This window comes from Pseudarthrobacter sp. C4D7 (assembly GCF_013359725.1).
Taxonomy (GTDB): domain Bacteria; phylum Actinomycetota; class Actinomycetes; order Actinomycetales; family Micrococcaceae; genus Arthrobacter.
Map to the genome: position 1 here is coordinate 14271 of NZ_JABFMW010000040.1, position 19566 is coordinate 33836.

Below are 19566 nucleotides of genomic sequence, written 5' to 3' on the forward strand. Positions count from 1 at the left end.
GCGGGAACAGCCTCCACGGAACGGCCCGCCGGTGAACGCCGCAGCACGAAAGATCCAGAACGTCTACCTGACGCTGACGCTGGGAAATACCCTTGCAGCGTCCTTCATCTGGGGAATCAACACGCTCTTCCTGCTCGACGCCGGGCTCAGCAACCTGGAGGCCTTTGCCGCCAACGCCTTTTTCACGGCAGGAATGGTGCTTTTCGAGGTGCCCACCGGGGTGGTGGCTGACAGCTGGGGGCGCCGCATGTCCTTCCTGCTGGGTACCGTGACCCTGGCCGCGTCCACCTACCTGTACTACCTGCTGTGGCAGTTGTCCGCCCCCTTCTGGTGGTGGGCCGCGGTGTCCGCGTTGCTGGGCCTCGGCTTCACCTTCTTCTCCGGGGCGGTGGAGGCCTGGCTGGTGGATGCACTCCACCACACCGGCTACGAAGGCGGCCTGGAAGCCGTCCTGGGGCGGGGGCAGATGGTGTCCGGAATTGCCATGCTGGCCGGATCAGTAGCCGGCGGAATCATTGCCCAGGCCACCAACCTGGGCGTGCCGTTCCTGCTGCGGGTGGCGGTGCTGGTGGCGATGTTCGTTGTCGCCTTCCTGCTGATGCACGACGTCGGCTTCACCCCGGAGCGGTCGGCGCACCCGCTGCAGGCCACGCGGGCAGTCCTGCAGGCCTCGGTGGACGGCGGGCTGAGGAACCCTCCGGTGCGGTTCATGATGCTGGCCGCACCGTTCACGGAAGGGGTGGGATTCTATGTTTTCTACGCCCTCCAGCCCTATCTGCTGCAACTTTTCGGAGACCCCAAGGCATACGCCATCGCAGGCCTGGCGGCAGCCATCGTGGCGGGTGCGGACATTGTGGGCGGCTGGCTCGCCCCGCTGGTCCGCAAACTGGTCCGGCGGCGCACCACGGTGCTGATCGCCTCCACGATTGCCAGCTCAGCGGTCCTGGTGGCGCTCCTGGCGACCCGCATCTTCTGGCTGGCCCTGGTACTCCTGGCTGTCTGGGCGGTGGTGGCGTCCGCCGGCACGCCCGTGCGCCAGGCATACCTCAACGACATGATCGCCTCGAAGCAGCGGGCCACCGTCCTCAGTTTTGCCTCACTCATGGGGTCCAGCGGGGGAGTGGTGGTCCAGCCGCTGCTCGGCAGGGCGGCCGACCTCTACGGCTACCCGGCCTCGCTCGCCCTGGGCGGGGCGGTGCAATTGCTGGCCGCGCCCTTCATCATGCTCAGCCGGCGCCGGCGCCCGCCCGCCGATGTTGCCACCGGTTTGGCCGCCCACTGAGGAGAGTCTTCCACCGCCGAACGACGCGAAGGCCCCCGCTGCTGGACGTGGTCCAGGCAGCGGGGGCCTTCGCTTGTGCAGGTGGGGCGTCTTACTTTATTCCTGCCTCCACCGCTTCGCCGGCCGCGGGGGCCGGTTGTTCCTGTGCCGGCGACGGGCTGGTCTTGAGCTTGAAGCGCTTTCCCATCTCGCCGCCGCCACCGCCGCGGTTCTTGTTGAAGATGTCGAAACCGACTGCGACAAGGAGCACCAGGCCCTTGATGAGCTGCTGGTAATCGGTGCCCAGGCCCAGGATGGACATGCCGTTGTTCAGCACGCCCATGATGAGGCCACCGATCATGGCTCCCGCCACTGTTCCGATACCGCCGGTGACGGCGGCGCCGCCAATGAAGGCTGCGGCGATGGAGTCGAGCTCGAAGCCGGTTCCGCCGGCAGGCTGCGCGGAGTTGAGCCGGGCGGTGAAGACCAGGCCGGCCAGTGCGGCGAGCACGCCCATGTTCACGAACAGCCGGAACGTGACGGCCTTGGTCTTGATGCCCGACAGTTCGGCCGCGTGGAGGTTGCCGCCGATGGCGTACGTGTGCCGGCCGAAGACGCTGTTGTTCATGAGCGCCGTGTATCCGATCACCAGCACGGCCAGGACCACCAGGACGATCGGCGTGCCCCTGTAGGAGGCCAGCAGGAAGGTGATGATGAGCATGAGCAGCGCCGTGAAGGTGGTTTTGATGACGAACCAGACCATGGGTTCGCTCTCAAGATCGAACTTCCGGCGGACCCGGCGCTCCTTGAAGGCCTGGATCAGAAGGGCGATGGTGGCGCCGACGCCCAGGATGACCGTAAGCCATTCCAGCACGGAGGTGCCGCCGGAGATGTCCGGCAGGAAGCCGCCGCCCAAAGCCCGCAGTTCGGCGGGGAACGGGGTGATCTGCTGGTTCTTGAGGGTGATGAGGGTCAGGCCGCGGAAGATGAGCATGCCGGCCAGGGTGACAATGAAGGCCGGGATTCCCACGTAGGCGATCCAGTAGCCCTGCCAGGCACCCACCAGTGCACCGACCAGCAGGCACGCGGGGATGGCGGCCCACCAGGGCCAGCCCCAGTGGACGATCATGACGCCGGCAACGGCTCCGATGAACCCGGCGACTGAGCCGACCGAAAGGTCGATGTGCCCGGCGATGATCACCATCACCATGCCGATAGCCAGGATGAGGATGTAGCTGTTCTGGACCACCAGGTTGGTGACGTTCTGCGGCTCCAGGAGGATACCGCCGGTCAGGCCCTGGAACAGCAGGACGATCAGGATCAGGGCAACGAAGATGCCGACCTGGCGCAGGCGGCTGGTGAGGAATCCGAGCGATTCTCGTAGGGCGGACATTTCGCTATTCCTTCTCTTTGGTCATGTAGTGCATCAGGGTTTCCTGGGTGGCCTCTGCGATGGGCACCTCACCGGTGATGTGCCCGGCAGCGAGCGTGTAGATGCGGTCACAGATGCCCAGGAGCTCGGGAAGTTCCGAGGAAATCACGATGACTGCTTTTCCTTCTGCCGCCAGTTTGGCGATGATCGTATAGATCTCGTATTTGGCGCCAACGTCGATTCCGCGCGTGGGTTCGTCCAGGATGAGCACGTCCGGGTCCGAGAACATCCATTTGCTCAGCACCACCTTTTGCTGGTTTCCGCCGGACAGTTTCCCGGTGATGGCGGCAACCGAGGGCGCTTTGATGTTCATGCTGCGGCGGTAGCCGTTGGCCACCACGGTCTCCTGGTTCTTGTCCACGAAGCCGTGCTTGGCAAGCTTGCGCAGCGCTGCCAGGGAGATGTTCCGCTTGATGTCCTCGATGAGGTTCAGGCCGTAGTGCTTGCGGTCCTCGGTGGCGTAGGCAATGCCGTGCCTGATGGCGTCCGAGACTGTTGCTGTGTTGATTTCCTCGCCGTATTTGTACACCTTGCCGGAGGTGGCAGTGCCGTAGGTGCGGCCGAAGACGCTCATGGCAAGTTCGGTGCGCCCTGCGCCCATGAGGCCGGCCAGGCCGACAACCTCACCCTTGCGGACGTGCAGGTTGGCGTTGTTGACCACCATGCGGCTGTGGTCCTGGGGGTGGCGCACGGACCAGTCCTCGATCCGCAGGACTTCCTCGCCGATGTTCGGCTCCCTGTCGGGGTACAGGCTTTCCAAGTCCCGGCCCACCATGCCGCGGATGATCCGCTCCTGGGTGATCTGGCCTTCGTCGAGCCGCAGGGTCTCGATGGTCTTGCCGTCACGGATGATGGTGACGGCGTCCGCCACCTTCCGGATTTCATTGAGTTTGTGGCTGATGATGATGCTGGTGACGCCCTGGCCCTTCAGGTGGAGGATCAGGTCCAGCAGGTGGCCGGAATCTTCGTCGTTGAGCGCGGCCGTGGGCTCGTCCAGGATCAGCAGCTTGACTTCCTTGGACAGGGCCTTGGCGATTTCCACCAGCTGCTGCTTGCCAACGCTGATGTGCTGCACGGGCGTGACGGGGTTTTCGTCGAGGCCAACGCGGGCCAGCAGCCGGGCCGCTTCCAGGTTGGTCTTGCGCCAGTCCACCCATCCGTTGGTGGCCTGCTCGTTGCCGAGGTAGATGTTCTCTGCAATGGAGAGGTACGGGCTCAGGGCCAGTTCCTGGTGGATGATGACAATTCCGCGCTTCTCGCTGTCGGAGATGCTGGAGAAGTTGCAGGGTTCGTTCTCGAAGAGGATTTCCCCGTCGAAGGTGTTGTGTGCATAGACGCCGGACAACACTTTCATAAGCGTTGATTTGCCGGCTCCGTTTTCACCGCAGATGGCGTGGACCTCTCCACGGTTCACATCCAGGGTGACGTCCTGGAGGGCCTTTACGCCCGGGAACGTCTTGGTGATTCCTCGCATTTGGAGAATGGGTGTGTTCATCGTCAATTCCCACTGACTGGTCGAAGCTGGGCCGTCCTGCTGGTGCAGGAGGCGGCGGGAAGGGCTGTGGCCGGACCTGTTGCCCGGCCACAGCCCCGTTCGCTGACTACTTGACGTCGGCGTCGGAGTAGTAACCCGAGTCGATCAGTTCCTTCTTGTAGTTGTCCTTGGTGATGATCACGGACTTCAGCAGGTAGGCCGGAACAACCTTGACCTTGTTGTTGTAGGTCTTGGTGTCGTTGGTTTCCGGTTCCTGGCCCTTGAGGACAGCGTCAACCATCTTTACGGCCTGGGCACCCAGCTGGCGGGTGTCCTTGAAGATGGTGGAGTACTGCTCGCCGGCGATGATGGACTTGACGGAGCCCTTCTCGGCGTCCTGGCCGGTCACCACGGGAAGGCTGCCCTTCGCGTAGCCGCCGGTGCTGGTGAGGGCTGAGAGGATGCCGATGGAGAGGCCGTCGTACGGGGACAGGACGCCGTTGAGCTTGGTGCCGGAGCTGTAGGCGGAGGTGATGATGTCCTCCATGCGCTTCTGGGCTACGGGTGCCTGCCAGCGGAGGATGGCAGCCTGCTCGAACTTGGTCTGGCCGCTGGGGACCTTCAGGGTGCCTGCATCCAGGTACGGCTTCAGGGTGTCCATGGCGCCGGTCCAGAAGAAGTTGGCGTTGTTGTCGTCGGGGCTGCCGGCGAAAAGCTCGATGTTGAACGGACCCTTGCCGTCCACCTTCTTGCCGCTGGCGTCAACCAGGCCCAGGCCGGTCAGGAGCGAGGTGGCCTGCTGGACGCCCACCGTGTAGTTGTCGAACGTGGTGTAGTAGTCGACGTTCGGCGTGCCGTTGATGAGGCGGTCATAGGCGATGACCTTGACGTTCTGTTCCTTGGCCTTGGCCAGGACGTCGGTCAGGGTGGTGCCGTCAATAGCGGCGACGATCAGCGCCTTGGCGCCCTTGGTCAGCATGTTTTCGATCTGCGAGACCTGGGTGGGGATGTCGTCATTGGCGAACTGCAGGTCCGTCTTGTAGCCGAGGTCCTTCAGGGACTTCTCCACGTTGGCGCCGTCCGCGATCCACCGTTCGGACGTCTGCGTGGGCATCGAGATGCCTACCAGTGAATCACTGGGCTTCGCGGCGCCGCTGGATTCGCTGGTTCCGCCGCGGGAGCCGCAGCCTGTGGCCCCCACCGTCAGGGCGAGGACAACAGCCACCGCGCCCATCAGTTTTTTGATTCTCACCATTTTCTCCTTCCGCGGCAGCACTGCCGCGAAGTGTTGGTGGACCGGACAGCCTCAGTGCTCCCTGGTCCTGGCCACATTGTTGATGTGTCGGTTCAATATAGACCGATTTGTGAACGCTAACAAGACCGTTCCCAGGGAATATCGAAAATCTTTCGGCTTCATTGACTTCTGCTTTGTTAGCGTTCACACTTGCTGCAGCACATAGCTCCACCAGACCCCTAACAAACCCGGTAATGAGGCCAATGCCTCCCGGACGGAGGCAACCCATGCCAGCTGCGCTGTCGACACCCAGCTCCGAATCCCGCCATGACCCCTGCGTCATCGGAGTGGATTATGGAACCCTTTCAGGCCGCGCCGTGGTGGTGCGGGTCCGCGACGGCAAGGAACTGGGCAGTGCCGTCCATGAGTATCCCCACGCGGTGGTCACCGATTTCCTGCCCCAGGACACAGCGGGCGACGACGGCGCCAGGCTTCCGGGGGAATGGGCGCTCCAGGTGCCCAACGACTACCGGGACGTCCTGCGGACCGCGGTTCCTGCCGCGGTGGCTGACGCCGGGATCGACCCCTCCGCCGTCGTCGGCATTGCCACTGACTTCACCGCCTGCACCATGGTGCCGGTCAAGGGCGACGGGACACCGCTGAACGAACTGCCCGGCTTCGCCAACCGTCCGCACGCATATGTGAAGCTCTGGCGCCACCACGCTGCGCAGGGGCAGGCCGACCGCATCAACCGGCTTGCCGCCGAGCGGGGCGAGGACTGGCTTGCCCGGTACGGCGGCCTGATCTCTTCCGAATGGGAATTCGCCAAGGGGCTGCAGCTGCTGGAGGAAGACCCGGAAACCTATGCAGCCATGGACCACTGGGTGGAAGCGGCGGACTGGATCGTGTGGCAGCTGTGCGGCCGGTATGTCCGCAACGCCTGCACCGCCGGCTACAAAGGCATCTACCAGGATGGCCGGTATCCCTCGGAGGACTTCCTGGCTGCCCTGAACCCTGACTTCAAGGACTTCGTCAGCTCAAAGCTGGAGCACACCATCGGGCAGCTGGGGGACTCCGCCGGCACCCTGACGGCGGAGGCAGCCGCCTGGACCGGGTTGCCGGAAGGCATCGCCGTGGCCGTGGGAAACGTTGACGCCCATGTCACTGCCCCCGCCGCGAAAGCGGTGGACGCCGGCCAGCTGGTGGCGATCATGGGCACCTCCACCTGCCATGTCATGAACGGCAGCGAACTTCGTGAAGTACCGGGAATGTGCGGTGCCGTCGACGGCGGAATCATCCCCGGCCTGTGGGGCTACGAGGCCGGACAGTCAGGGGTGGGGGACATCTTCGGCTGGTTCACCAAGTACGGCGTCCCGCCCGAATACCACCAGGCCGCCAGGGGCGCCGGGCTGGGAATCCACGAGTACCTGACCGAACTGGCTTCCCGGCAGGCCATCGGCGAGCACGGCCTGATCGCCCTGGATTGGCATTCGGGCAACCGTTCGGTCCTGGTGGACCACGAGCTGTCCGGCACCATCGTGGGCCAGACCCTGGCCACCAGGCCCGAGGACACCTACCGCGCGCTGCTGGAAGCAACCGCCTTCGGGACCCGCACCATCGTGGACGCCTTCCGCGACGCCGGAGTCCCGGTCAAGGAATTCATCGTGGCCGGCGGCCTGCTCAAGAACAAGCTCCTGATGCAGATCTACGCGGATGCCACCGGGCTGCAACTGTCCACCATCGGCTCTGAGCAGGGGCCCGCCCTGGGCTCGGCCATCCACGCCGCCGTCGCTGCCGGCGAATACGCCGACATCCGCGAGGCCGCGGCGGCCATGGGCGCCGAACCCGGGGAGGTCTACACGCCGATTCCCGCGAATGTGGCCGCCTATGAAGAACTCTTCCAGGAGTACAAGACCCTGCACGACTACTTCGGCCGCGGCAGCAACGACGTCATGCACCGGCTCAAGGCGATCCAGCGCAAAGCCGCCGGCACCGTCACGGCAGGTGCGGTCTCCATGTCCGCAGCCGCCGCGGAGGTGTCGGCATGAGCGCCGCAACGCCCATCCTGGACACCATCGAGCGAATCCGCGCCGAAGTGTGCGCCCTCCATGCCGAGCTGACCCGGTACGAACTGGTGGTGTGGACCGCGGGCAACGTCTCGGCCCGGGTGCCCGGCACCGACCTCATGGTCATCAAGCCCTCGGGTGTCTCCTACCAGGACCTGACCCCTGAGCAGATGGTGGTCACCGACCTCTACGGCACCCCCGTGAGGGGCACCAACCTTGGTGGCGGCGGCACGGTGGACTGGGGCAACCCGCCGCTGTCGCCGTCGTCGGATACCGCCGCGCACGCCTACGTGTACCGGCACATGCCGGAGGTGGGCGGTGTGGTGCATACCCACTCCACCTACGCCACCGCATGGGCTGCCAGGGGTGAGGCCATCCCGTGCGTGCTCACCATGATGGGGGACGAATTCGGCGGGGCCATCCCCGTGGGCCCGTTCGCACTCATCGGTGACGACTCGATTGGACACGGAATCGTGGAGACGCTGAAGAACTCCACGTCGCCGGCGGTCCTGATGCAGAACCATGGCCCGTTCACCATCGGCAAGGACGCCCGGTCGGCTGTCAAAGCCGCCGTCATGTGCGAGGAAGTTGCCCGCACCGTGCATATTTCCCGGCAGCTGGGCGAGCCGCTGCCCATCGACCAGGGCCACATCGACTCCCTTTACGCCCGTTACCAGAACGTTTACGGCCAATAACCGGCCTTGGAACCCTTCCCAGGAGAATTTATGAGCACCGCAGCAAACACCTCCCTCGACGGCTACGAAGTCTGGTTCCTCACGGGCAGCCAGCATCTTTACGGCGAGGAAGTCCTCAAGCAGGTGGCCGCCCAGTCGCAGGAGATCGCCAACCAGCTCAACGCCTCATCCTCCGTTCCAGTGCGGGTTGTCTGGAAGCCGGTGCTCACGGACTCGGACGCCATCCGCCGCACCGCGCTGGAGGCCAACTCGGACGATTCGGTCATTGGCGTCACGGCCTGGATGCATACCTTCAGCCCCGCCAAGATGTGGATCCAGGGCCTGGACCTGCTGCGCAAGCCCCTGCTGCACCTCCACACGCAGGCGAACCGTGACCTTCCCTGGGCAGACATCGACTTCGACTTCATGAACCTGAACCAGGCCGCCCACGGTGACCGCGAATTCGGCTACATCCAGTCCCGCCTGGGCATCGCCCGGAAGACCGTCGTGGGGCACGTCTCCAACCCCGACGTGGCCCGCCAAGTGGGCTCATGGCAGCGCGCCGCCGCCGGCTGGGCAGCTGTCCGGACCCTGAAGCTGACCCGTTTTGGCGACAACATGCGCAACGTTGCCGTGACGGAGGGTGACAAGACCGAGGCGGAGCTGCGTTTCGGTGTCTCCGTCAACACCTGGTCCGTCAATGAACTCGCCGACGCCGTCCACGGCGCTGCGGAGTCCGACGTCGACGCCCTGGTGGCCGAGTATGCGGACCTTTACGACCTGGTTCCGGAGCTCCGCCAGGGCGCGGACCGGCACGAGTCGCTGCGGTACGGCGCCCGGATCGAGCTGGGCCTGCGCTCCTTCCTGGAAGCCAATGGCTCCGCGGCGTTCACTACCTCCTTCGAGGACCTCGGCGCCTTGCGCCAGCTTCCCGGCCTCGCCGTGCAGCGCCTCATGGCCGCCGGATACGGGTTCGGCGCTGAAGGCGACTGGAAGACCGCCATCCTGGTCCGGGCCGCCAAGGTAATGGGCGCCGGCCTGCCCGGCGGCGCCTCCCTGATGGAGGACTACACGTACCACCTGGAACCGGGCTCGGAGAAGATCCTGGGTGCCCACATGCTGGAGGTCTGCCCCTCGCTGACGGCGGCCAAGCCGCGCCTGGAAATCCACCCGCTGGGTATCGGCGGCAAGGAAGACCCCGTACGCCTGGTGTTCGACGCCGATGCCTCCCCGGGCGTCGTCGTCGCCCTGTCCGATATGCGGGACCGTTTCCGCCTGGTGGCCAACGCCGTCGACGTCGTTCCCCTGGACCAGCCGTTGCCCAACCTCCCCGTGGCCCGCGCGCTATGGGAGCCCAAGCCGGACTTCGCCACCTCCGCCGCCGCCTGGCTGACCGCCGGCGCGGCGCACCACACCGTGCTTTCCACCCAGGTGGGCATGGACGTTTTCGAGGACTTCGCCGAAATCGCCAAAACGGAACTGCTCACCATCGACGAGGGAACCACCATCCGCCAATTCAAGAAGGACCTGAACTGGAACGCCGCCTACTACAAGCTGGCCGGCGGGATTTGACCCAGTGGCACGGCTGAGGTCCGGGCCCCGGCAGAAGCCATGGACAAGCGCCCCATGACGGACGGCAGGCCGCCCCGCCTGCCACGGCTGGAGGACGTGGCGGAACTGGCCGGGGTCTCGCACCAGACCGTGTCGCGGGTGGTCAACAACCACCCCAGCGTCAGCCCCGGCACCCGGACAAAAGTGGAAGCGGCGATTGCGTCGCTGGGCTACCGCCGCAACACTGCCGCGCGGAGCCTGGTCACCCGGCGCTCGCAGACCATCGGCGTCCTGGGCAGCGAGCTCTCGCAGTACGGCCCTGCCAACACCCTGCTGGGAGTGGAACGGGCGGCACGGGACGCAGGATACTTCGTGAGCGTCGCGGCGCTCCGCGAGGTCAACCGGGAGGCGATCCTGGACGCCGTCAGGCACTTCCTGGACCAGTCGGTGGACGGAATCGTGGTGATCGTCCCGCACCTGGAGACCCTGGCCGCGTTGGCGGCGCTGCCCATTCCCGTGCCGGTGGTGGCCGTAGGTCCCAACGGCAACGACACCGTGGGCGGCGTCAAGGTGGACCAGCGCCGCGGGGCCGAACTGGCCGTGGGGCACCTCATTGGGCAGGGGCACGTCCGGATCGGTCACGTTGCCGGGCCGCAGGACTGGATCGACGCCGTTGCCCGCGCCGATGGCTGGCGGGCGGCCCTGGAGTCCGCCGGGCTTGAGGCAGACCTGATCATGGAGGGCGACTGGAGCGCGGGCAGCGGCTATGGGATTGGCCGTCGGCTGGCAGCCGACCGCAGCGCCACTGCCCTCTTCGTCGGCAACGACCAGATGGCCCTGGGGGTGCTGCGGGCTTTGAACGAGGCAGGCATCAGGGTGCCGCAGGACGTTTCGGTGGTGGGCTTTGACGACCAGCCCGAGGCCGGCTATTTCAGTCCGCCGCTGACGGTGGTCCGGCAGGACTTTGAGGAACTGGGCCGGAAATGCATGGACATGATGCTGACGGCGTTCGATGGTACGGGCGGCCCGCGGACCCTCGTGGTGGAGCCTGAGCTCGTCCTGCGCAACAGCACCGCGCCACCGGTGCCCTGACTCCGGCACAGCGGAGTTAATCCGGGGGAGACCGCCATGAAACGTGCCCACAACAATAGCTGCGTAGGTTTCAGGCATGACGCCTACCCAGTTCGTCCGGCTCCGCGAGTGGCTGCTGGACACCTTCACCTTCGAATCCGAAACGGATGCCGCGGCAGCCCTGGCGGACGCCACCCGGTGGGGCTGGCTGCCGGCGCTGAGCGGGGTATCCATTGGGGCCGGCCATGCCCGCTCGGAGCATGCAGGAACAGCGGCGGAAACCAGGCCACTGTCTGCTTGAGCACAGTATTGCGCCGGTAGCGGGATGATGCCCTAAACTGCTGCACTGAGGTGCCTGAAATGGCGCTGCGCAGCAACGAAAGTGAACATGCTATGGCTACCGATTACGATGCTCCACGCAAGCAGGAAGAAGAGTCGCCCGCAGACTCCCTCGAAGCCCTCCAGGCATCACGGAGCGGCAACGCGCAGACCGCGGTCATCGATGTTGAGGAAAACGACACCGCCGAAGGCATCGACCTGCCCGGCGCCGACCTCTCCAACGAGGAACTGACCGTCATTGTGGTCCCCGAGCAGTCCGACGAGTTCACCTGCTCGTCGTGCTTCCTGGTCCGCCACCGCTCGCAGGTTGCCCGTGAAAAGGACGGCCAGAAGTACTGCCGCGACTGCGAAGGCTAACCTCCCAACCTGGTTCAAGCAGCGCCGGCCACCTCCACAAGGTGGCCGGCGCTGCTGTGTCCCGGGCCGCCGTCGTTACCAAAATGACCCCTCGTTTCCGCCCGGGAACGCTCCTACGCTGGAACCATCCAATAGCTCTGATTCTGGATGGCAGTGCAATGAGAAAATTCGTCATCGGGCTCGCGGCATTCCTCCTGGCTGCTGCCCTGGGGTTGGTGGTTCCGGGGCCGGCCTCGGCAACCACGTCGTACTGCGGGCTCACCTGGGGTTCGCTGATGAAATCGGACGGCGCCATGAGCGGGGTGCCCGTGACCAATGTCCGGACCGGGCAGCACTATTGCTTTGACCGGCTGGTGGTTGACCTGGGCGGCACGCCGGCCCCGGGCTACAGCGTCCGCTACGCCCCGCAGATTATCCAGGACGGCTCCGGGGCAGTGGTGCCCACCCGCGGCGGCGCCCGGCTCCAGGTGGTGGTCAAGGCGCCGGCGTACGACGACAACGGGCAGGCCACCTACACCCCTGCCGATCCGGCCGGGCTGTCGGATGTTTCGGGCTACCAGACGTTCCGCCAGGTGGTCTGGGCCGGAAGTTTCGAGGGCCAGACCAGCATTGGACTGGGCGTTCGTGCCCGGCTGCCGTTCCGGGTGTTCACCCTGGACGGCCCGGGCTCCGGCTCCCGCCTGGTGGTTGACGTGGCGCACTACTGGTGAGCAGTCCGTCGTCGCCAACCACAAAGGTGCCGTGCCCTGGCGGAGGGCACGGCACCTTTGGGGCTGGGGGACTATTCCGGAATGACCAGCGCCGGGGTGTCCTGCTTGAGGGTTTCGCCGCGGAAGAAGCCCGGGTGCGTGCGGGACATGACGAGCATGACCACGGCGCCCAGGGCAAGGATGCCGACGCCCAGGATGAACACCAGGCCCACGCCGAACACCTCCGAGCCGCTGCCGAACTCCGGCGCCAGGCTGTCCACGGCGGTCTGGACGAACACCACGAACAGGCCCACGCCGCCCACCACCGGGCAGACCAGCCGCAGGACGAAATGGCGCACGCTGTTGAACAGGCTGTGCCGGAAGTACCAGGTGCAGGCCAGTGCGGTGAGGCCGTAGTAGAAGCAGATCATCAGGCCCAGGGCCAGGATGGTGTCGTTCAGGACGTTCTCGCTGACCACATGCATCACCGCGTAGAAGCCCGCCGACATGACGCCTGCGGCGATGGTGGCGAAGCCCGGAGTGGCGAACTTCCTGCTGACGCGGCTGAAAGGTTCCGGCAGCGCGCCGTAGTGCGCCATGGCCAGGAGGCTGCGCGACGGCGACATGAAGGTCGACTGCAGGGACGCAGCTGAGCTGGAAAGCACTGCGAGGGACATCAGGATGGCGAACGGACCCATGATGGGGGAGGCCAGGGCGGTAAAGATGTTCTCGTGGTTTTCGGCGTTGTTCAGGCCGTTGCCGGTATCGCCGACGCCGGCGAACATCATGGTGGCGATGCTGACCAGGAGGTAGATGGCAAGCACGATGACAGCGGTCAGGGTGCCGGCCACACCGGCGGTCTTTTTGCCGTTGGCGGTTTCCTCGTTGACGGTGAGGCAGACGTCCCAGCCCCAGTACACGAAGATCGACAGGGAGATGCCGGCGGCGATCTGTCCGAAGGTCTCAATCTTGGTGACGTCGAACCAGTCCCAGCTGAACGGGATTGCCGTCTCGGACGTGGACCAGTTGGCGAAGGCCATGACGACGAAGAGGCCCAGTACCAGCAGTTGGAAGCCCACCAGGCTGTACTGCACCAGCTTGGTGGTGTGCAGGCCGCGGTAGCTGACCCAGACGGCCAACGCCACGAACACGAAACACGTCAGGACGTTCAACGCCTTGTTGTCCGCCAGGTCCGCGAGTTCGGGGGAGCCGGTGAGCTGGGAGAGGAAGAGGTAGAAGAAGTCGACGGCGACTCCCGCCAGGTTGGACAGCACGATGATGTTGGCGGCCAGCAGGCCCCACCCGCCCATCCATCCCACCCATGGGCCGAATGCCTTGGTCACCCAGGTAAAGGTGGTGCCGCTGTCCGGGGAGTCGGCGTTGAGCTCCCGGTAGGCCAGCGAAACCAGGATCATGGGGATGAACCCGATCAGGAAGATGACGGGCAGCTGGAGGCCGGCTTCGTTGACGGTGGGTCCCAGCGCGCTGGTGAGGGTATAGGCGGGGGCGATCGTTGAAATGCCCAGGACGACGACGGCGAGGAGCCCGAGCTGCCCGCCCTTGAGTCCCTTGGCGCTGAAGCCATCGGCGGCAGGCGCGTGGACATGCGGACCGGACTTGGAAGTGCTGGTGCGGATTGTCTCTGTCATGGCACCACTTTCTGGAAGGCTGTGAGACGGAAGTCACTATATGAATGGCGTTCATTTAGTATGGGGGCGCCGGCCGTGTGATGCAAGACGCAATATGAATCACATTCGTTTATGACCGCTTTTCGAAATTAGTAAGCTCACTGAGAAATTGCCTTCGACCCTGCCCCCACGCCGTGCGTGGCTGGTAGCGTCTGCCGTACTGGACCAATTGAGGAGGATGCATGAAAGCTTCACCGACACTGACCAACAACCTGCAGGCCGTCCTGGCAGACCTGATCGAGCTCCATATTCAGGGCAAGCAGGCACACTGGAACATCGTGGGAACCAACTTCCGCGACCTTCACCTGCAGCTGGACGAGATCGTCGACGCCGCACGCCAGTTCGCCGACGATACCGCCGAGCGCATGCGCGCCCTGCATGCCCTTCCGGACGGCCGGAGCGCTACCGTTGCCGGGAGCACCAGCCTGGCCCAGTTCCCGGATGGCCTCATCAGCACCGCGGACGCCATTGAGCGGATTGTCGCCGCCATGGAAGCCGCCGTGGGCACCATGCGCAAAGTCCATGACGAAGTGGATGAGGAGGACCCCACCTCCGCGGACCTCCTGCACGAATTCATCGCCCGGCTGGAGCAGTTCGCCTGGATGGTGCAGGCGGAAAACATGAAGCCCACCGCCAAGGTCACGGCCGCCGACACCAAGTAGCGGGCCAGCCACAGGGCGTCCGGGGCCGGGGTTGAACCTCCCCGCCGGGCGCCCTTTGGCATGCCATGGCTGGGAGCCGGGGCGGCGCTATGCGGCTTTCGGCACCTTGCGGAGTACGACGGCGGCCAGGACTGCCGCCGCCGCCATCAGCACCAGTGCTATCGCCGCAGTGATGTGCACACCAGAGTCGAATGCGGCTCCGGCTGCCCCACGGACCGCGTCGGCAAGCGGTGCGGGCAGGAGGCTGGCTGCCTCCACCGCGCCCGCCAGGGTTTCGCCGGCGTTGTGCAGGGCAGTACCGGGCAGCATGCCGTCCAGTCCCGCGGGCAACCGAAGATTCTGCTGGTAGGAAGCCGTCAGGATGGAGCCCAGGACGGCAGTGCCCAGCAGTGAGCCCACTTCGTAGCCCGTTTCGGATATGGCCGCCGCAGCGCCGGACTTCTCCGGCGGGGCGGAACCAAGGATGAGGTCGTTGGAGATGGTTTCCGCGGTGCCCACGCCCAGGGCCAGCACCAGGAGGGCTGCCAGCAGCACTGACGGGCCGTCGTCGTGGTTTCCGAAGGTCACCATGCTGTACCCGGCGGCGCTGAAGGCCAGGCCTGTGGCCACCACGAATCCCGGGCGGACTTTCCGGACCAGCGGCACCACCACCAGGCCCGCCACCACCGTAGCCGCCAGTGCCGGGACCATGGCCACCCCTGCCGCGGAGGGTGCCATCCCCTCCAGGAGCTGGAGATGCTGGGCAAGGAACAGGATGAACCCGTTGAAGGAAAAGAGTGCCAGGATATTGGCGCTGATGGCCATGCTGAACACCCTGTTCCGGAACAGGGACATGTCCAGCAGTGGGTGCTGCAGCCGGTGCTGCCGGCGCACAAAGACGATGCCCATCGCCAGGCCGAAGGCAATGGCCGCCAGTCCCGCGGCCCCTGGACCTTCGGTGGCCACTGACTTGATGCCGTAGACCACTGGCACCATGACCAGCATGGAGAGCGCGATGCTCGGGATGTCCACCTTGCCCGGCGCGGGGTCCTTCGATTCCGGAATCAGGGCCGGCCCCAGCACCAGCAGGGGGAGCATGAGCGGCACGGCCACCAGGAAGACGGCGCCCCACCAGAAATGCTCCACCAGCCAGCCGCCGAGGATGGGGCCCAGGGCGGCGCCTCCGGAGAAGCCTGCGGCCCAGATGGCCACGGCCAGCCGCCGGCGGTTGGGCTCCGGGAAAATATTGCGGATCAGCGACAGGGTGGACGGCATCAGCATGGCGCCGAAAAACCCCAGGGCCGCGCGGCCGGCGATCAGCCACTCCGGGGTGGGTGCAAAGGCCGTGGCGGCGGACAGTCCCGCAAATCCCAGGCTGCCGATGACCAGCAGCCGCCGCCGCCCGATCCGGTCGCCGAGGCTTCCCATGGATACCAGCAGTCCGGCCAGGACCAGTGGATAGGCGTCCACGATCCACAGCACCTGCAGGCCGGTCGGTTCCAGGGCGCGGGCGATGGCGGGCAGGGCAAAGGTCAGGGCGGTGTTGTCCACGGCCACCAGCAGGACGGGAAACATCAGGAGTCCCAGTGCCACCCAGTCGCGCCACGGGCGGCGTGCACGGGTGCTGCCCCGGGGGGTTTGCTCGGAGCTCAGCGCGGTCGTCATAAAATAACTGTACCGTCCAGACGGTATAGTTTAAAACCGGATTTTCCGCCTTCCGTCCGGGCTGGGGGCATGATGGAGGGCATGCCCCGAAAGCCTGTAGCCCGTGATGCGGTCCTTGACGCGTTCGAGTCCCTGTTGATCGATGTGGGGGAGCGTGCTGCGACCCTTGATGCTGTGGCCCGGAAGGCGGGGGTTTCCAAGGGTGGCCTGCTGTACCACTTTCCCAACAAGGAAGCGCTCATCGCCGTGCTGCTGGACCGTCTTGAGTACCTGGCCAAGGCCGACGCCGACGCGATGGCCTCGGCCAGCGAAGGTGCCGCCGCCTACTTCATCCGTTCCTCCGTCTGGGCGGATACTCCGCTGGACCGGGTCATCGTAGCCGCCACGCGGCTTGCCGAGGTGGCGCATGAAGAAACGCGCCGCCGCTTCGCCGCCATCCAGCAGCGGTGGCTGGATGAGATTGCAGCCGATGTGGGGCCCGGCCTGGCCAAAGCTGTCCTGTATATGGGTGACGGTTTGTACTTCAATGCCATGCTGTCCGTAGGCCCGGTGCCGGAAGGCGGAGCGGCGGCCGATGTGGAGGAACTCCTGGCTGCCCTGGAGCGGCTCCGCCGCTAGTTTTCCATTTGCGGGGAGGGCTCGTGGCGTAGGACAATGGAGAGTTGTGAGGGCTGTCACCGGCCATCATGACCCAACAAGTGAATAGCCTTTGATCTGCGGCGGGAGAGTTCTGCCGGAAGTATAGGCAGGCGCCGTAGGAGCAAATCCTCCCCAGGAATCTCGCAGGCCCCTGTACCGCCGCGGCGAGGCGCCTCTGGAAAGCAGCAGGCAGTTGTGCAGGCTCCATTGCGGAGCGCACGGGCTGTTGTGCTCACCGACGGTGCAAGCGGGACCTGCCCAGGCAGGCAACGCGGAAACTCTCAGGTCCAATACAGAGCGGGGAGGGACCCGGATAGCTGTGGCGTACCCTGCGCCGCCTGAACAAAATGGAGTTCCTTCGTGTCGGTTACCCCAGCCCCCACCACTTTCGTTGACCGCCATATCGGCGCCCGCCGCCAGGACGACGTGGACACCATGCTCAAAGCCGTTGGCTACGGCACGGTGGACGCCCTGGTCGACACCGCAGTACCCCAGGTCATCCGCCAGGACACCGCCCTCCGCCTGCAGGACGCGCTCAGTGAGGTTGAGGTGCTTGCGGAGCTGCGCAGGCTCGCCGCCAAGAACAAGACCGCCGTGCAGATGATCGGCCAGGGCTATTACGACACCATCACCCCTGCGGTGATCCGCCGGAACATTCTCGAAGCTCCGGCCTGGTACACCGCCTACACCCCGTACCAGCCCGAGATCTCCCAGGGCCGGCTCGAGGCGCTGCTGAACTACCAGACCATGGTCCAGGACCTGGTGGGCCTGCCCATCGCCAACGCTTCGTTGCTGGACGAAGCCACCGCCGTGGCCGAAGCGGTGCTGCTCATGCGCCGCTCCAACAAAACCAAGCCCGCGGCGGACGGCAAAACCGTCCTGGACATCGACGTCCTGCCGCAGACCATCGCCATTGTGCTGGGCCGCGCCGAGGCGCTGGGCTTTGAAGTGGAGGTCGCCGACCTGTCCAAGGGCCTGCCGGAGGGTGACATCAATGGCATTGTGCTGCAGCAGCCGGGCGCTTCCGGCCGGGTCTGGGACCAGTCCGCCGTCATCGCCGAGGCCAAGGAGCGCGGGGCGCTGGTGACCGTTGCCGCTGACCTGCTGGCACTGACCCTGATCACCCCTCCGGGCGAGCAGGGCGCCGACATCGCCGTCGGCTCCACCCAGCGGTTCGGTGTGCCGCTGTTCTTCGGCGGCCCGCACGCCGCCTACATGGCTGTCCGCAAGGGCTTGGAACGCTCGCTTCCAGGACGGCTGGTGGGTGTGTCCAAGGACGACGCCGGTGTTCCCGCCTACCGCCTGGCGCTGCAAACACGTGAGCAGCACATCCGCCGGGAAAAGGCCACGTCCAACATCTGCACGGCGCAGGCCCTCCTGGCCATCGTCTCCTCCATGTACGCCGTCTATCACGGCCCCGATGGGCTGAAGGCCATCGCGGAAACGACCCACTGCCACGCCCGCACCCTGGCCGCCTCGCTGGAAGCTGCCGGCGTCGAGGTGGTGCACAAGAGCTTCTTCGACACCATCACCGTCCGCGTCCCGGGCCGCGCCGCCACAATTATTGCCGACGCGGAGGCGCGCGGGATCAACCTGCGCATCGTTGACGCTGACACCGTGGGCATCTCCCTGGATGAAACCACGACGGCGGCCATCGTCGCTGAGGTTGCCGGCATCTTTGGCGCCACAGCAGGTGAGGGTGAAGGCTTTGCGCTGGAGGCCGCCGTCGAGCGTTCTTCTGACTACCTGCAGCACCCCGTGTTCAACACGCACCGCTCCGAGACCCAGTTGCTGCGCTACATCCGGAAGCTTTCCGACCGGGACCTGGCCCTGGACCGCACCATGATCCCGCTGGGCTCCTGCACCATGAAGCTGAACGCCACGGCCGAGATGGAAGCCATCTCCTGGCCGGAGTTCGCCTCCATCCACCCGTTCGCCCCGGACTCACAGACCGAAGGATGGCGCGAACTCATCGCCGACCTCGAGGCGGACCTGGCCGAGATCACCGGCTATGACCAGGTGTCCATCCAGCCCAACGCCGGCTCCCAGGGCGAACTGGCCGGGCTGCTGGCGATCCGGGGCTACCACCACTCCCGCGGCGACCAGCAGCGCAACGTCTGCCTGATCCCCGCTTCCGCGCACGGCACCAACGCCGCCTCCGCCGTCCTGGCCGGCATGAAGGTGGTCGTCGTGGCCACCGCGGCGGACGGCACCATCGACCACGCCGACCTGACGGCGAAGATCGAAACGCACAAGGACGTCCTGTCCTGCATCATGATCACCTACCCGTCCACCCACGGCGTCTACGACGGCGACGTCCGCGAAGTGTGCGACGCCATCCACGCCGCGGGCGGCCAGGTCTACATCGACGGCGCGAACCTGAACGCCCTGGTGGGCCTGGCCCAGCCCGGCAAGTTCGGCGGCGATGTGTCGCACCTGAACCTGCACAAGACCTTCTGCATCCCGCACGGCGGCGGCGGACCCGGCGTCGGTCCGGTCGCTGCCAAGGCGCACCTGGCACCATTCATGCCCGGTGATGCCAACAAGGCCGCACACGAGGCCGGACACGGGGTCGCGATCTCGGCCTCCCGTTTCGGTTCTGCCGGCGTGCTGCCGATCTCCTGGGCGTACGTGAAGCTGATGGGCGGCGAGGGCCTGACCGAAGCCACCAAGTCCGCGCTCCTGGCCGCCAATTATGTCGCTTCCCGGCTGAACGAGTTCTACCCGGTTCTCTACACCGGGGAAGGCGGACTCGTGGCGCACGAATGCATCCTGGACCTGCGCG

16 protein-coding genes and 1 riboswitch are annotated in these 19566 nt (G+C 65.7%); of the genes, 11 read left to right on the forward strand and 5 right to left on the reverse strand.

What is annotated here, in order from left to right; genetic code table 11:
- Nucleotides 1-31: 31 nt before the first annotated feature.
- Entirely contained in the window at nt 32-1282 is a 1251-nt protein-coding gene (locus HNO81_RS18650) for an MFS transporter (RefSeq protein ID WP_175319591.1), read from the forward strand.
- Nucleotides 1283-1373: 91 nt separating this feature from the next.
- Here HNO81_RS18650 and mmsB read toward each other — a convergent pair whose 3' ends face one another.
- The 3 genes from mmsB to chvE form a co-directional block, all read right to left on the reverse strand.
- On the reverse strand, nt 1374-2654 hold the full coding sequence (gene mmsB / locus HNO81_RS18655) for a multiple monosaccharide ABC transporter permease (RefSeq protein WP_175319592.1): 1281 nt from the start codon (nt 2652-2654) through the stop codon (nt 1374-1376).
- A 4-nt stretch (nt 2655-2658) separates the two neighbouring features.
- The gene (gene mmsA / locus HNO81_RS18660; protein ID WP_175319593.1) at nt 2659-4188 is read right to left on the reverse strand and encodes a multiple monosaccharide ABC transporter ATP-binding protein; all 1530 of its coding nucleotides are present in this window, start codon (nt 4186-4188) and stop codon (nt 2659-2661) included.
- A 106-nt stretch (nt 4189-4294) separates the two neighbouring features.
- Complete coding sequence (gene chvE / locus HNO81_RS18665; RefSeq protein WP_175319594.1) at nt 4295-5422, reverse strand: multiple monosaccharide ABC transporter substrate-binding protein; 1128 nt, start codon at nt 5420-5422, stop codon at nt 4295-4297.
- 266 nt (nt 5423-5688) lie between these two features.
- Here chvE and araB point away from each other — a divergent pair, with 266 nt between their 5' ends.
- The 7 genes from araB (at nt 5689) to HNO81_RS18700 (ending at nt 12169) form a co-directional block, all read left to right on the forward strand.
- The gene (gene araB, locus HNO81_RS18670; RefSeq protein ID WP_175319595.1) at nt 5689-7449 is read left to right on the forward strand and encodes a ribulokinase; all 1761 of its coding nucleotides are present in this window, start codon (nt 5689-5691) and stop codon (nt 7447-7449) included.
- A complete protein-coding gene (locus HNO81_RS18675) occupies nt 7446-8162 on the forward strand; it encodes an L-ribulose-5-phosphate 4-epimerase (protein WP_175319596.1) in 717 nt (238 codons plus the stop codon). The genes araB and HNO81_RS18675 overlap by 4 nt, the downstream gene beginning before the upstream one ends.
- A gap of 30 nt (nt 8163-8192) precedes the next feature.
- Entirely contained in the window at nt 8193-9713 is a 1521-nt protein-coding gene (gene araA / locus HNO81_RS18680; RefSeq protein WP_175319597.1) for an L-arabinose isomerase, read from the forward strand.
- Nucleotides 9714-9752: 39 nt separating this feature from the next.
- On the forward strand, nt 9753-10784 hold the full coding sequence (locus HNO81_RS18685; RefSeq protein WP_254703578.1) for a LacI family DNA-binding transcriptional regulator: 1032 nt from the start codon (nt 9753-9755) through the stop codon (nt 10782-10784).
- Nucleotides 10785-10860: 76 nt separating this feature from the next.
- A complete protein-coding gene (locus tag HNO81_RS18690) occupies nt 10861-11064 on the forward strand; it encodes a hypothetical protein (RefSeq protein WP_175319598.1) in 204 nt (67 codons plus the stop codon).
- Nucleotides 11065-11156: 92 nt separating this feature from the next.
- A complete protein-coding gene (locus tag HNO81_RS18695) occupies nt 11157-11459 on the forward strand; it encodes a DUF4193 domain-containing protein (RefSeq protein ID WP_175319599.1) in 303 nt (100 codons plus the stop codon).
- Nucleotides 11460-11617: 158 nt separating this feature from the next.
- Nucleotides 11618-12169: a hypothetical protein gene (locus HNO81_RS18700; protein WP_175319600.1), complete on the forward strand. Its 552-nt coding sequence runs from the start codon at nt 11618-11620 to the stop codon at nt 12167-12169.
- 71 nt (nt 12170-12240) lie between these two features.
- On the opposite strand, the gene HNO81_RS18705 is transcribed toward HNO81_RS18700, so the two are convergent.
- Nucleotides 12241-13797, reverse strand: coding sequence for an APC family permease (locus HNO81_RS18705; RefSeq protein ID WP_175319601.1), 1557 nt, complete (start codon nt 13795-13797; stop codon nt 12241-12243).
- A 221-nt stretch (nt 13798-14018) separates the two neighbouring features.
- Between HNO81_RS18705 and HNO81_RS18710 the strand changes: the two genes are divergently transcribed.
- Nucleotides 14019-14498: a Dps family protein gene (locus HNO81_RS18710; RefSeq protein ID WP_175319602.1), complete on the forward strand. Its 480-nt coding sequence runs from the start codon at nt 14019-14021 to the stop codon at nt 14496-14498.
- Nucleotides 14499-14585: 87 nt separating this feature from the next.
- Here HNO81_RS18710 and HNO81_RS18715 read toward each other — a convergent pair whose 3' ends face one another.
- Nucleotides 14586-16142, reverse strand: coding sequence for an MFS transporter (locus HNO81_RS18715; protein ID WP_175319603.1), 1557 nt, complete (start codon nt 16140-16142; stop codon nt 14586-14588).
- 81 nt (nt 16143-16223) lie between these two features.
- Between HNO81_RS18715 and HNO81_RS18720 the strand changes: the two genes are divergently transcribed.
- Together HNO81_RS18720 and gcvP are read left to right on the forward strand one after the other, a co-directional pair.
- Complete coding sequence (locus HNO81_RS18720) at nt 16224-16760, forward strand: TetR/AcrR family transcriptional regulator (protein WP_175319604.1); 537 nt, start codon at nt 16224-16226, stop codon at nt 16758-16760.
- 92 nt (nt 16761-16852) lie between these two features.
- A riboswitch (glycine riboswitch) is annotated at nt 16853-16950 on the forward strand.
- 191 nt (nt 16951-17141) lie between these two features.
- On the forward strand, nt 17142-19566 hold a 2425-nt coding region (gene gcvP, locus HNO81_RS18725; RefSeq protein WP_175319605.1), incomplete at its 3' end, for an aminomethyl-transferring glycine dehydrogenase.